This is a genomic window from Pectobacterium peruviense, assembly GCF_002847345.1.
GTDB lineage: Bacteria > Pseudomonadota > Gammaproteobacteria > Enterobacterales > Enterobacteriaceae > Pectobacterium > Pectobacterium peruviense.
The window spans coordinates 63,076-76,772 of the sequence record NZ_LXFV01000016.1 but is presented as its reverse complement, the minus strand read 5'-3'; the positions used below and the strand labels follow the sequence as shown (position 1 = coordinate 76,772).

General features: G+C 51.1%; 12 protein-coding genes. 9 read left to right on the top strand and 3 right to left on the bottom strand.

The window, feature by feature from the left end; all coding sequences use genetic code 11:
- Positions 1–11: 11 nt before the first annotated feature.
- The 6 genes from phoB (at position 12) to proY (ending at position 7,668) form a co-directional block, all read left to right on the top strand.
- On the top strand, positions 12–701 hold the full coding sequence (gene phoB, locus A0G03_RS13695; protein WP_005975981.1) for a phosphate response regulator transcription factor PhoB: 690 nt from the start codon (positions 12–14) through the stop codon (positions 699–701).
- 27 nt (positions 702–728) lie between these two features.
- Positions 729–2,051, top strand: a complete 1,323-nt coding sequence (gene phoR / locus A0G03_RS13690; RefSeq protein ID WP_048259103.1) for a phosphate regulon sensor histidine kinase PhoR — start codon at positions 729–731, stop codon at positions 2,049–2,051.
- Between the two features lie 15 nt (positions 2,052–2,066).
- Positions 2,067–3,005, top strand: coding sequence for a PstS family phosphate ABC transporter substrate-binding protein (locus A0G03_RS13685; RefSeq protein ID WP_048259104.1), 939 nt, complete (start codon positions 2,067–2,069; stop codon positions 3,003–3,005).
- A gap of 242 nt (positions 3,006–3,247) precedes the next feature.
- Positions 3,248–4,354: a cobalamin-independent methionine synthase II family protein gene (locus tag A0G03_RS13680; RefSeq protein WP_048259105.1), complete on the top strand. Its 1,107-nt coding sequence runs from the start codon at positions 3,248–3,250 to the stop codon at positions 4,352–4,354.
- 478 nt (positions 4,355–4,832) lie between these two features.
- Complete coding sequence (gene brnQ / locus A0G03_RS13675) at positions 4,833–6,152, top strand: branched-chain amino acid transport system II carrier protein (RefSeq protein ID WP_048259106.1); 1,320 nt, start codon at positions 4,833–4,835, stop codon at positions 6,150–6,152.
- 139 nt (positions 6,153–6,291) lie between these two features.
- Positions 6,292–7,668 carry a proline-specific permease ProY gene (gene proY, locus A0G03_RS13670; RefSeq protein ID WP_048259107.1) on the top strand — a complete coding sequence of 459 codons (1,377 nt, stop codon included), beginning with the start codon at positions 6,292–6,294 and terminating at the stop codon, positions 7,666–7,668.
- A 57-nt stretch (positions 7,669–7,725) separates the two neighbouring features.
- On the opposite strand, the gene A0G03_RS13665 is transcribed toward proY, so the two are convergent.
- The 3 genes from A0G03_RS13665 to A0G03_RS13655 all read right to left on the bottom strand — a co-directional run bounded on the left by A0G03_RS13665 (position 7,726) and on the right by A0G03_RS13655 (position 10,614).
- The gene (locus tag A0G03_RS13665) at positions 7,726–9,000 is read right to left on the bottom strand and encodes a mechanosensitive ion channel family protein (protein ID WP_048259108.1); all 1,275 of its coding nucleotides are present in this window, start codon (positions 8,998–9,000) and stop codon (positions 7,726–7,728) included.
- Between the two features lie 218 nt (positions 9,001–9,218).
- Positions 9,219–9,821 carry a peroxiredoxin C gene (locus A0G03_RS13660; RefSeq protein WP_048259109.1) on the bottom strand — a complete coding sequence of 201 codons (603 nt, stop codon included), beginning with the start codon at positions 9,819–9,821 and terminating at the stop codon, positions 9,219–9,221.
- Positions 9,822–10,032: 211 nt separating this feature from the next.
- Positions 10,033–10,614 carry an acyl carrier protein phosphodiesterase gene (locus A0G03_RS13655; RefSeq protein WP_048259110.1) on the bottom strand — a complete coding sequence of 194 codons (582 nt, stop codon included), beginning with the start codon at positions 10,612–10,614 and terminating at the stop codon, positions 10,033–10,035.
- A gap of 310 nt (positions 10,615–10,924) precedes the next feature.
- Between A0G03_RS13655 and queA the strand changes: the two genes are divergently transcribed.
- The 3 genes from queA to yajC all read left to right on the top strand — a co-directional run bounded on the left by queA (position 10,925) and on the right by yajC (position 13,677).
- Positions 10,925–11,992, top strand: coding sequence for a tRNA preQ1(34) S-adenosylmethionine ribosyltransferase-isomerase QueA (queA, locus tag A0G03_RS13650; RefSeq protein ID WP_048259111.1), 1,068 nt, complete (start codon positions 10,925–10,927; stop codon positions 11,990–11,992).
- A 97-nt stretch (positions 11,993–12,089) separates the two neighbouring features.
- Entirely contained in the window at positions 12,090–13,235 is a 1,146-nt protein-coding gene (gene tgt, locus A0G03_RS13645) for a tRNA guanosine(34) transglycosylase Tgt (RefSeq protein ID WP_048259112.1), read from the top strand.
- 109 nt (positions 13,236–13,344) lie between these two features.
- Positions 13,345–13,677, top strand: coding sequence for a preprotein translocase subunit YajC (gene yajC / locus A0G03_RS13640; RefSeq protein WP_048259113.1), 333 nt, complete (start codon positions 13,345–13,347; stop codon positions 13,675–13,677).
- Positions 13,678–13,697: the final 20 nt, after the last annotated feature.

Genomic DNA, 13,697 nt, shown 5'->3' with positions numbered 1-13,697 from the left:
CAGGATTAACAATGGCAAAACGCATATTAGTCGTGGAAGATGAAGCACCAATTCGTGAAATGGTCTGCTTTGTACTGGAACAAAATGGTTATCAACCAGTTGAAGCCGAAGATTATGACAGCGCGGTAACGCAACTGTCAGAGCCTTTCCCTGAACTGGTGTTATTGGACTGGATGCTGCCAGGAGGTTCGGGCCTGCAATTCATCAAGCATATGAAGCGCGAAGCACTGACGCGTGATATTCCGGTAATGATGTTGACCGCGCGTGGCGAAGAAGAAGACCGCGTGCGTGGGCTTGAAGTAGGGGCGGATGATTACATTACTAAGCCGTTTTCACCTAAAGAATTAGTAGCGCGTATCAAAGCCGTTATGCGCCGAATTTCACCGATGGCGGTGGAAGAAGTGATTGAAATGCGCGGCCTGAGTCTCGACCCTTCGTCGCATCGTGTGACGACCGAAGAGCACGCCTTGGATATGGGGCCGACGGAATTTAAACTGCTGCATTTCTTTATGACGCATCCTGAACGTGTTTATAGCCGGGAGCAGTTGCTGAATCACGTTTGGGGCACTAACGTTTATGTTGAAGATCGTACTGTCGACGTCCATATTCGTCGCCTGCGTAAAGCGCTGGAAACCAGCGGACATGACAAAATGGTGCAAACCGTTCGGGGAACGGGCTACCGTTTTTCAACGCGTTACTGAGGTGGTCGTAACCGGAGAAACACTAACGTGCTAGAACGTTTATCCTGGAAAAGGCTGGCATTGGAGCTAGCTTTTTTTTGTTTACCCGCGCTACTGCTGGGGCTGATTTTTGGCTATCTGCCCTGGTTTCTGCTGGTCGCCGTTTTAGGCCTGCTTTGCTGGAATTTTTATAACCAGCTCAAACTTTCTTATTGGCTGTGGGTTGACCGCAGTATGACGCCGCCGCCCGGTCGCTGGAGCTGGGAGCCGCTGTTTTACGGGCTCTATCAGATGCAGTTGCGTAACCGACGCCGACGCCGGGAACTGGCGCTCCTGATCAAGCGGTTTCGCAGCGGTGCTGAATCCTTGCCGGATGCCGTGGTGATCACCACCGAAGAGGGGACGATCTTCTGGTGTAACCATCTGGCGCAGCACCTGCTCAATTTCCGCTGGCCGGAAGATAACGGTCAGAATATCCTCAACTTATTGCGCTATCCTGAATTTACGAATTACATGAAAGGACAGGATTTTAGCCGTCCTCTCACGTTGCAATTGAATAATTCCCACCATGTTGAATTCCGCGTGATGCCTTATTCTGAAGGGCAGCTGCTGATGGTGGTGCGTGATATTACGCAAATGCACCAGCTCGAAGGTGCCAGACGTAACTTTTTTGCCAATGTAAGTCATGAGCTGAGAACCCCGCTGACGGTGTTGCAGGGCTATCTGGAAATGATGCAGGAAGAAACGCTGGATGCGGCGCTACGCGGGAAAGCGTTGAGTACCATGCAGGAGCAGACCCGACGCATGGACGGGCTGGTTAAACAACTGCTGACGTTGTCCCGCATTGAAGCGGCGACGGCGATCGATCTGAATGAAAAAGTCGATATTCCACTGATGCTGCGCGTGTTGCAGCGTGAAGCGCAGACCCTGAGTCAGGGGCGTCATGAAATCGTCTTTCGTGTGAATGAAAATCTCCGTGTGTTTGGCAACGAAGAACAGCTGCGCAGCGCGGTATCTAATCTGGTGTATAACGCGGTCAACCATACGCCAGAGGGAACACGTATCGAAGTCTGCTGGCAGAAGATCCCACAAGGTGCGCAATTTCAGGTCAGCGATAACGGGCCGGGGATTGCCGCCGAGCATTTGCCGCGTCTGACTGAACGTTTTTATCGCGTGGATAAAGCGCGCTCGCGACAGACGGGTGGCAGCGGGCTGGGGCTAGCGATTGTTAAGCATGCGCTTAGTCATCATGATTCCCGTTTGGAAATCATGAGTGAGGATGGTCTGGGGTCACGTTTTGTCTTTACGTTGCCGAATCGGTTGATTGTCCCTACCTCTCTGGCTGAAAATACGGTGAAACCTTCAGCCTGACGGAAAATGCTATCCATGAAGTCCGCCATACGTATTGCGAGCGTTTTTTTATTGCTGCTCAGCGCGTTTTGCTTCGCGCAGCCTCGCCAGATGCTGGCGGGTAACCTCTCCAGCGCGGGGTCGGATACGCTGGCTAACCTGATGGCCTTTTGGGCGGCGGATTTCAGCCAGCATTATCCGAACGTGAATTTACAGATTCAGGCCGCTGGGTCATCCTCCGCGCCAACGTCTCTGGCATCAGGAGCCGCGCAGCTTGGGCCAATGAGCCGGGCGATGAAGGCCAGCGAAATTGAGGCATTCGTCCAGCATTATGGCTATCCGCCGCTGGCGGTGCCGGTGGCAATGGATGCGCTGGTTGTGTTGGTTAATCAGGATAACCCTCTGTCAGGGCTGAATTTGTCACAGCTGGACGCTATCTTTTCGATCACGCAGCGCTGCGGTAACCATCAGCCGATAAAACACTGGGGCGATCTTGGGCTACGCGGTAGTTGGGAAAAGCGCACGCTACTGCGCTATGGGCGCAATTCAGCATCGGGAACCTATGGGTTCTTTAAGCAAAAAGCGCTATGCCGCGGCGATTTTCTTCCTCAAGTCAATGAGCTGCCCGGTTCGGCGTCCGTTGTGCAGGCGGTTGCTGCATCAACCGATGCGATCGGCTATGCCAGCGTGGGTTTTCGTTCCAGCGGTGTAAAAATGTTGCCACTCGCCGCGCAAGGCACTGACTACATTTATCCCTCGACTGAAAATATTCGCAGTGGATTGTATCCCTATACCCGTTATCTCTACATCTATGTAAACAAAGCTCCCGGACAACCGCTGGAGGCGCTGACGGCGGCATTTTTGGCGCGCGTGCTGTCCGAAACGGGACAATCGCTGGTGAATCAGGATGGCTATTTGCCGCTGCCGGAAGAAACGCGTCGTCAGGCGCGTCAACAGATTGGCCTGCCTGAATAATTCCTTTCCCCATTACGACTTGGCAATATTTTCACGTCATATGAATTTTATTCACGTGATGTGAAAATTCTTCTATTGCCCTGCGATTCGCTACGTGACAGGATAGTTTTAAATTTAGACGTCCAGATGGCTAAATAAGATTAAATGTAACTATCCCTCTGGGTAAATATTTCATATTGAAACTATCTGTCAGCACGCTTCTTTCATGAAGGTGAGTGCTGACAACATGTCAGGAGCGACATATGGCGAACACCTTATCCCCTTTCCGTGCCGATATCGTCGGCAGTTTCTTGCGTCCGGCTGCGATTAAGCAGGCGCGTCTTCAGCATCAGGCGGGCGAGATTGATGATGTCGCGCTGCGGAATATTGAAGATCGTGAGATTCTGCGGGTGGTAGAAAAGCAGCGTGAAGCTGGCTTGCAGGTTGTGACGGACGGTGAGTTGCGCCGTGCATGGTGGCACTTTGACTTTTTTGCTGATTTGCACGGTGTAGAACGCTATGAAGCCGATCAGGGTATTCAATTCAATGGTATTCAGACCAAATCCCATGCGATTCGTGTCGTGGATAAAGTGAGTTTTAACCCTCAGCACCCGATGCTCGATCATTTCCGCTACTTGAACAGTATCTCTGGCGATGCAGTCGCTAAAATGACGATTCCTAGCCCGAGCGTGATGCATTTCCGCGGTGGACGAAAAGCGATTGATGCGACGGTTTATCCCGATCTAGCCGACTACTTCGACGATCTGGCGCAAACCTGGCGCGATGCGATTCACGCATTTTATGATGCAGGCTGTCGCTTCCTGCAACTGGATGACACCGTGTGGGCCTACCTGTGCTCTGACGATCAAAAACGCCAGATCCGTGAACGTGGTGAAGATCCTGCACAGCTGGCACGTACCTATGCCGACGTACTGAATAAAGCACTGGCTGATAAACCTGCCGATCTGGTTATCGGCTTGCACGTTTGTCGTGGCAATTTCCGTTCGACCTGGATTTCTGAAGGCGGATATGAGCCTGTTGCAGAAATTCTGTTTGGGGAAGTGAATGTCGATGCATTCTTCCTGGAATACGATACTGAGCGAGCGGGTGGGTTTGAGCCGCTGCGTTTTGTTAAGCCGGGCCATCAGCAGGTTGTGCTGGGACTGATCACCACGAAGAACGGCGAGCTGGAAGAGGCTGAAGTCGTACAGGCGCGTATCGCGGAAGCGGCAAAATATGTCGATCTCAGCCAGATTTGTCTGAGCCCGCAGTGTGGTTTTGCTTCAACGGAAGAGGGCAACAGCCTGACGGAAGATCAGCAGTGGAATAAGTTGAAGCTTGTCGTGGATATCGCCAATCGCGTCTGGTGACACCGATGAGGTAACCTTATCCCTATAATGGATATACAGAGGCTGGATCATGCGATCCGGCCTTTTTTGTGGCCATTATCCTGCTTTCTACCTGCGACGTTTTTGTGCAATATGTTTTTTTATGATCGAACGACGCATTTTATGCCAGATTTTGTCAGTTTTATTGCAATGAAATATCGATAAATGCGCAAATCATGTGTTATGCAAATCATGATAAACCAATTTATATTCTTATTTTTTAGTGTAAATAGGCTAGATACTCTGGTTTTTGGATCTCCGCTTGTCTTTTTACGCTATAAACGGTTTACTTAGCACCCAATATGGCTGTGCAAAAAATAACTCTTCTATGCTCACCATCTTTCGCGTCGCCAGAGTGTTGGCATCATGCTTCGGGCTACTCATTTGTGAACGGCTTCTGGCGGCGATAAACGACACGATTTTCTTTTTATCGATTTGATACAGGCAACACGACATCACTATGAGTCATCGTTTAACTTCCAAAGATATTGTGGCATTAGGTTTTATGACCTTTGCTTTATTCGTGGGGGCCGGAAATATTATTTTCCCGCCTATGGTGGGATTGCAGGCTGGAGAGCATGTTTGGACTGCGGCAATCGGCTTCCTGTTGACGGCGGTTGGCCTACCTGTGCTGACTGTGATCGCTCTTGCCCGAGTCGGCGGCGGCGTTGATGCGCTAAGCTCGCCAATTGGCAAAAAGGCCGGTGTGGTCTTGGCCACCGTGTGCTATCTGGCTGTTGGGCCGCTGTTCGCGACGCCGCGCACGGCAACCGTCTCGTTTGAAGTCGGTCTGGCTCCTTTGGTCGGTAATGGCGCTGCTCCACTTCTCATTTACAGCCTGATCTATTTTGCTATCGTCATCGGCATTTCCCTGTACCCGGGCAAACTGCTGGATACGGTCGGCCATGTGCTGGCGCCGTTGAAGATTATTGCTTTGGCGGTACTGGGTATTGCTGCGGTGCTGTGGCCTGCGGGTACGCCGATTCCTGCAACAGAAGCGTATGAGCATCTGCCGTTCTCCAATGGCTTCGTTAACGGCTATCTGACGATGGATACGCTGGGTGCGATGGTATTTGGTATCGTGATCGTCAATGCGGCACGTTCGCGTGGAGTGACGAGTTCAGTGCTGCTGACGCGTTACACCGTGTGGGCTGGGTTAATTGCGGGCATTGGTCTGACACTGGTCTATTTGAGCCTGTTCCAGCTCGGTTCTGTCAGCGGTGAACTGGCGCCGCAGGCACTGAATGGGGCTGAGATTCTCCACGCTTATGTGCAACACACGTTCGGTAACATGGGAAGCAGCTTCCTGGCGTTGTTAATCTTTATCGCGTGTTTGGTGACGGCGGTGGGGTTGACCTGTGCGTGTGCTGAATTCTTTGCACAATATCTGCCGCTGTCCTATCGCACGCTGGTATTTGTTCTTGGGGCGTTCTCAATGGTGGTGTCCAACCTTGGATTGAGCCACCTGATTCAACTTTCCATTCCTGTGCTGACTGCAATTTATCCACCGTGTATCATTCTGGTTTTACTGAGTTTTACGCTGCGTTGGTGGAATAGCGCTTCACGTATTGTGGCCCCCGTCATGCTAGTCAGCCTGTTATTTGGCATGATTGATGGTATAAAATCGTCGGCTTTCAAATCGCTGTTGCCAGAGTGGAGCCTCAACCTGCCGCTGAGTGAGCAAGGGTTGGCCTGGCTGCCACCGTCACTGCTGGTTTTACTGGTTGCAGTGATTTACGACAGACTATGTGGTCGTCAGGAAGTTACGGTACATCAATAATATCGTTCATACCTGATCGCGCTGGGGTGGTAGGGATATCCTACTGTTCCAGCACAGCGTTGGGTTTCTGCACCACAGGTATTTGCCTGTGGTTTTTCTTTTTGTAAGTTTTTCTTTTATAAGACAGGGTTGCTTATCAATGGAACAACCATCCTCCAAGCTCAAGCGTGGGTTAAGCACGCGGCATATCCGCTTTATCGCCCTTGGTTCGGCGATCGGAACCGGTCTGTTTTATGGTTCCGCTAGCGCGATCCAAATGGCTGGTCCCAGTGTATTGCTGGCTTATCTGATCGGTGGGATTGTCGCGTATATCATCATGCGTGCACTGGGCGAAATGTCGGTGCATAACCCGCAGTCCAGCTCTTTTTCTCGCTATGCGCAGGATTATCTCGGGCCGTTGGCGGGGTATGTCACTGGCTGGACCTACTGCTTTGAGATGCTGATTGTCGCCATTGCTGATGTGACCGCGTTTGGCATTTATATGGGCGTCTGGTTCCCTGCTGTGCCGCACTGGGTATGGGTCTTGAGCGTGGTGCTTATCATTGGTGCTATCAACCTGATGAATGTGAAAGCCTTTGGCGAACTGGAGTTTTGGCTCTCTTTCTTCAAAGTGGCTACCATAATCATCATGATTGCTGCCGGGATCGGCATCATTATCTGGGGTATTGGCAACGGTGGCAAACCCACCGGCATCCATAATCTGTGGACTAATGGCGGGTTCTTCAGTAACGGGGTGATGGGGATGATTCTATCGCTACAACTCGTGATGTTTGCATATGGCGGCGTGGAGATCATCGGGATCACCGCCGGTGAGGCCAAAGACCCGCATAAATCCATCCCTCGTGCGATTAACTCTGTACCGTGGCGTATTCTGGTGTTCTATGTCGGCACGCTGTTCGTCATTATGTCGATTTACCCGTGGAATCAGGTAGGCACCAATGGGAGCCCGTTTGTACTGACGTTCCAGCATATGGGTATTACAGCGGCGGCAGGCATTCTGAACTTTGTTGTGATTACTGCTTCTCTGTCGGCGATTAACAGTGATGTATTCGGCGTAGGCCGTATGCTGCACGGGATGGCAGAGCAGGGTCATGCACCGAAGGTGTTTAGTCGTGTTTCCAAACGTGGTATCCCGTGGGTAACGGTCGTTGTGATGATGATGGCACTGCTGGTGGCGGTGTACCTGAATTACATTATGCCTGGCAAAGTATTCCTGGTGATTGCTTCACTGGCCACCTTTGCGACGGTGTGGGTGTGGATCATGATTCTGTTCTCTCAGATCGCATTCCGCCGCCGCCTGAGCCCTGATGAAGTGAAGGCATTGGCATTCCCGCTGCGTGGGGGGATCGCAACCTCCGTGTTCGGTATCGTCTTCCTGTTCTTCATCATCGGTTTGATTGGCTACTTCCCGGATACCCGCATATCACTGTATGTCGGCATCGTCTGGATATTGGTGCTTTTAGTGGGCTATGTCTGGAAGAAAAAGCGTCAGAGCGCGGTGGCTGCACAGAATTAAGCTAGCCGCTTGCTATCAGAGGAAGCGCTCAGAACAGAGCGCTTTTTTTAGCCGATTCTAGGCTTTCGGAGTCGTCATCTGCTGTCCCATTATCCGCATATCGTGGCCAGTTGGTGTTTGATGAATACGGAGATCGAACTCCGGTAATATTGCAAAGATATGGTCGAAAATATCAGACTGGATACTTTCGTAATCAACCCAGGCGGTGGTGTTGGTAAACGCGTAAATTTCCAGCGGTACCCCTTCAGACGTTGGCGCAAGCTGCCGTACCATTAGCGTCATTCCTTTATGAATCCCCGGATGGGTGCGTAGGTAAACCTGAAGGTAGGCGCGGAACGTCCCCAGATTTGTCAGGCGACGGCCGTTCAGTGGTGATGTCAGGTCGGAATCGGACTGCGCATTGTGCTGATCTAACTCGCTCTTCTTGCTCTGAATATAAGCCGATAGTAACTTGCTGCGCAGCAATCGTACCTGCTCGTCTTCCGTCATGAAATGCACGCTGGTGGTATCGATATTGATACTACGCTTGATGCGCCGTCCCCCAGATTCTGACATCGAACGCCAGTTCTTGAAGGAATCGGACACTAGCGAGTAGGTGGGAATGGTGGTGACGGTATTGTCCCAGTTTTTCACTTTTACCGTCGTCAGCCCGATGTCGATGACGGCACCATCAGCGCCATATTTCGGCATTTCGAGCCAGTCACCCAGTGTTAGCATGTCGTTGGCGGAAAGCTGGATGCCTGCGACTAGCCCCATGATCGGATCTTTGAACACCAACATCAGCACAGCGGCCATCGCACCTAAACCACTAATCAGAATCAGTGGTGATTTCCCTATGAGCAGTGACACCACCATGATGCTGATGACGATAGTGGCGATCAGTTTCAGGCTCTGGAAGATACCGCGCAGCGGCAGCTGCGCAGCGACCTTGGTTCGGGCGGACACATTGAGCAGCACATCGAGTAGCGAGAAGAGAGACAGCAGCGCAAAAATCATAATCCACACTTGGGAGCAGATGATGAGCGCTTCACGGGTTTCACTTTGCGCGGGAAGCCACACAAAGACCTGAATATTGAGAATTACCCCCTGTAGTAAGAAGGCCAGCCGGTTAAACAGGTTGTGTTGCGTCAGCGCCTGTTTCCACCCGTGGCCTTCTGTCTTTCCTGGCTTATTGAGTGAACGCAGAACCATTCCTTTCAGCACAACCTGATGCAAAATCAGGTGAATGACGGCAGAAATGAGCAATATCAGCCCAAGAACAATCAGTAATGCAATGATGCCAGCGTGTTGTATGTCTGCTTCTCTCAACCACAGCGCGAGGTTTTGTTGCATGCGTTCTCCTTTTATTCCATCAATCTGTCGTGCGTTAACACGATGTGGCATTAAGGCTAAGGATTTAGCGCTCCTAGTCAACCTTTTGTATTATTTGGGATAGCGTGTGGAAGATGAGTAGTGAAGAAAATGATTAGTGGGAAACTACTGACAAAGAAAAAGCCAGTCGCATAGCAACTGGCTTGATTATCACATTACCCATGAGGGCAAGGATGGGATTACAGCTTGTCTGCGTTCTCAGACAGGTATTTTGCTACGCCATCTGGTGATGCGCCCATACCTGATTTTCCTTTTTCCCACTGTGCAGGACACACTTCGCCGTGCTCTTCGTGGAATTGCAGTGCGTCAACGGTACGCAGCATTTCATCGATGTTACGACCCAGCGGCAGATCGTTCACCACCTGGTGGCGAACCACGCCGTTTTTGTCGATCAGGAAAGAACCACGCAGTGCAACACCGGCTTCTGGGTGCTCAATGCCGTAGGCCTTCTGAATTTCACGCTTAATGTCAGCAACCATCGCGTATTGCACTTCACCGATGCCGCCTTTATCCACAGGGGTTTTACGCCATGCGTTGTGAACAAACTCGGAGTCGAAGGAAATACCAACCACTTCTACGCCACGCTTTTTGAACTCGGCATAGCGGTGATCGAAAGCAATCAGTTCTGATGGACAAACGAAGGTGAAGTCCATCGGCCAGAAGAAAATCACGGCAGCTTTACCGTTGATGTGCTTCTTCAGGTTGAAATTTTCGACGATTTCGCCACTGCCTAAAACGGCAGCTGCGGTGAAGTCTGGGGCTTGACGAGTTACCAGGACCATAATTACTCCTGTAGATAGCGGTTAATAATCGGAGGATGTAAAAGACAGCGATCAGTATAGGGATTCTGCTTGAGTGAATACAGGCAAAGAGACCAATCAATGAGATAGCTTTTGTCTATTGAACTCATCGCTATTTCCTTTCAAGAAACCACATTAACCCTTTTAATTGAAAGGACAATAGGTTGCGTAGAAAAACGGAAAAGTTATGAACTCACAGCTGCTGCGTTTTCGCTAGCTGCATCATGCGTGGATAAAATTGCCAGAAGAGTATTTCAAATTGGTGATAGTGCAGCTCGATATCCTGAAAAGAACCGGACAGTGCGGCCAGCTTCGGACGGCGCACCGACATTCTGTGCAACACATCGGCGATAAACGGCAATTCCGCATAGCGCGTCATCCAACGTTCCGGCCACAAATAGAGATTCAGGTTCTGAAAGCGTTCAGGGGTTTGCGCCAGATGGGGCTCGATTTGTGATTGCGCGCCGTCGATAAAGGTCTGTAAAGGCGTGTCCGGCACCAACTGTAGCCAGTGACGTGCAAGATAGTGATCCCACAAGACATCGAGCGTGATGGGGGCGACGCGGCGGAATTCATCACTGAAATACTGACGCGCCTGTTTGACTTCCGGCAGGCTGTCGGTCAGTGAGTCAACGCGGCGATGCAGACGGATACCCGCGACGATCTCGTCAGCGTAGCTGTCCTGTGGGTTGCCGCGAACAAAGTCCGCCATCAGATTACCTAACAGGGAGCTGTCGGCCAGCGTGGCCAGATGAAGGTGGGCAAGAAAATTCATGGCAACAGTATATACCCTTCATCTTTCGAGTTACAGGCTCGTTGGCTGCCCTTAAATACTCGGCCCGTCGTGGGCCTCGCCCTGAAGGGCCGCTGCAAGCAGCGTTCAAATCTGCTCCCAGCAGATTTGTCACCCCAGTCACTTACTGATGTAAGCTCCTAGGGACTCCCTCAGTTGCCGCCTTCCTGTATCTCGAAATCTATTGGGTATCATGCATTCCACGACTCAGGTGCTTATTCCTTGCAGCCATGCGCTTGCGGCTCTAGACTAGGCCGCCCATTTTTATGTATTAACAGCTAAGTGAATTGCCATGCGTGTTGCCGATTTTTCGTTTGAACTTCCTGAATCATTGATTGCCCATTATCCACAAGCGGAACGTAGTGGTTGCCGCCTGTTGTCGCTGGATGGGCCGACGGGGGATCTAACGCACGGTGTGTTTACCGATTTGCTGGAGAAATTGAATCCGGGTGATTTGCTGGTATTCAACAACACGCGTGTGATTCCGGCACGCTTGTTTGGTCGCAAAGTCAGTGGCGGCAAGCTGGAAGTGCTGGTGGAACGTGTGTTGGATGACCATCGTATTCTCGCCCACGTTCGGGCGTCAAAAGCGCCAAAGCCGGGCACGGAACTGCTGCTGGGTGATGATGAAAGCGTCAAGGCTACGATGGTCGCTCGTCATGACGCGCTATTTGAGCTGCATTTCGATGACGCTCGCGATGTCCTGTCGATTCTGAATGACATCGGTCATATGCCGCTGCCGCCTTACATCGACCGGCCTGATGAAGACGCCGACCGTGAGCTTTATCAGACGGTGTATAGCCAGCGTCCGGGGGCTGTAGCTGCGCCGACGGCGGGCTTACATTTTGATGAGCCGATGTTGGCCGCGCTGCGCGAGAAGGGCATCGAAATGGCGTTCGTTACGCTGCACGTGGGTGCAGGTACTTTCCAGCCGGTACGCGTTGATACGATTGAAGATCACATCATGCATGCTGAATATGCCGAAGTGCCGCAAGATGTCGTCGATGCTGTGCTGGCGAGCAAGGCGCGTGGAAATCGCGTGATCGCGGTTGGCACTACCTCGGTACGTTCACTGGAAAGTGCTGCGCAGGCCAGTCAGGATGCGCCGATCGCTCCGTTCTTCGGTGATACCAAGATTTTTATCTATCCGGGCTATCACTACCGCATTATTGATGCGCTGGTGACCAATTTCCATTTGCCCGAGTCGACGTTAATTATGCTGGTGTCGGCCTTTGCCGGTTACCAGAACACGATGTCTGCCTACCGTGAAGCGGTGGCAGAGCAGTATCGTTTTTTCAGCTACGGTGATGCGATGTTTATTACGCATAACCCGATGGCCGAACAAGAGAAAGTGGGATAAATCCTGCTTTCTACATAATAGTGATGCCACAGATCACGCTCTGTCAGGCATTAATACATCATGACCATCAGACTGTTTTTCTGATGCTGGAGGCTAAGTGAAGTACGAATTACAAACAACAGACGGCCGTGCGCGACGCGGTAGATTGATTTTTGATCGTGGCGTGGTAGAAACCCCTGCGTTTATGCCCGTGGGCACTTACGGCACGGTGAAGGGCATGACGCCGGAAGAAGTGAAAGAGACTGGCGCACAGATCTTGCTTGGTAATACGTTCCATCTGTGGCTACGCCCCGGTCAGGAAATCATGAAGCTGCACGGCGATCTGCACGACTTCATGAACTGGCACGGCCCGATTCTGACGGACTCTGGCGGTTTTCAGGTGTTCAGTCTCGGCGATATTCGCAAGATTACCGAGCAGGGTGTGCACTTCCGTAATCCGATCAACGGAGACTCGATTTTCCTTAGCCCGGAAAAATCGATGGAGATTCAGCACGATCTCGGTTCCGATATCGTGATGATCTTTGATGAGTGTACGCCGTATCCTGCCGATTGGGATTACGCCAAGCGCTCCATGGAGATGTCACTGCGTTGGGCGAAACGCAGCCGCGAGCGTTTTGACGAGCTAGAGAATAAAAATGCGCTGTTCGGCATTATTCAGGGTAGTGTTTACGAAGATTTACGTGATGTATCCGTAAAAGGGCTGGTAGACATTGGCTTTGATGGGTACGCTGTGGGCGGTTTGGCGGTGGGTGAACCGAAAGAAGACATGCACCGTATTCTGGAGCACGTTTGCCCGCAGATTCCAGAAGATAAGCCGCGCTATTTGATGGGTGTTGGCAAACCGGAAGATCTGGTTGAAGGTGTACGCCGCGGCGTCGATATGTTTGACTGCGTCATGCCAACGCGCAACGCACGTAACGGGCATCTCTTTGTGACTGATGGCGTCGTGAAAATCCGTAATGCGAAGCATAAAGATGACGTCAGTTCGCTGGATGAACACTGTGATTGCTACACGTGTCGCAATTATAGCCGCGCCTACTTGCATCATCTTGACCGTTGCAACGAAATACTCGGAGCACGGCTCAATACCATCCATAACTTGCGTTATTATCAGCGTTTAATGGCAGGTTTACGTCAGGCCATTGAAGAGGGTAAATTAGAGCACTTTGTGGTGGATTTTTACCAACGGATAGGCAAAGCCATTCCGCCGCTTGCTGAAAAAGACGTTGCCGCAAGCAACTGACAGCCCGTTTGCTATGAATAGCATTTTGCTGTGAAGCGTTTTTACGATTGTAAGGTTGATAATTTATCTTTTTGATAGCTTATCTTTTGACAAAAAAGAGGATATTTAAATGAGTCTTTTCATCTCCGATGCTGTAGCTGCAACCGGCGCTCCGGCTCAGGGAAGCCCGTACTCTCTGGTTATTATGCTGGCCGTTTTTGGTCTGATTTTCTACTTTATGATCCTGCGTCCTCAGCAAAAACGCGGCAAGGAACACAAAAAGTTAATGGACTCCATCGGCAAGGGTGATGAAGTCTTAACGACTGGCGGTCTGGTTGGTCGCGTGACCAAAGTGTCCGACACTGGCTATATTGCGATTGCGTTGAACGAAACCAATGAAGTGGTTATCAAACGTGATTTTGTGGCTGCCGTGCTGCCGAAGGGCACGATTAAGGCCCTGTAATTTCCGATTTTCCCGAAGGG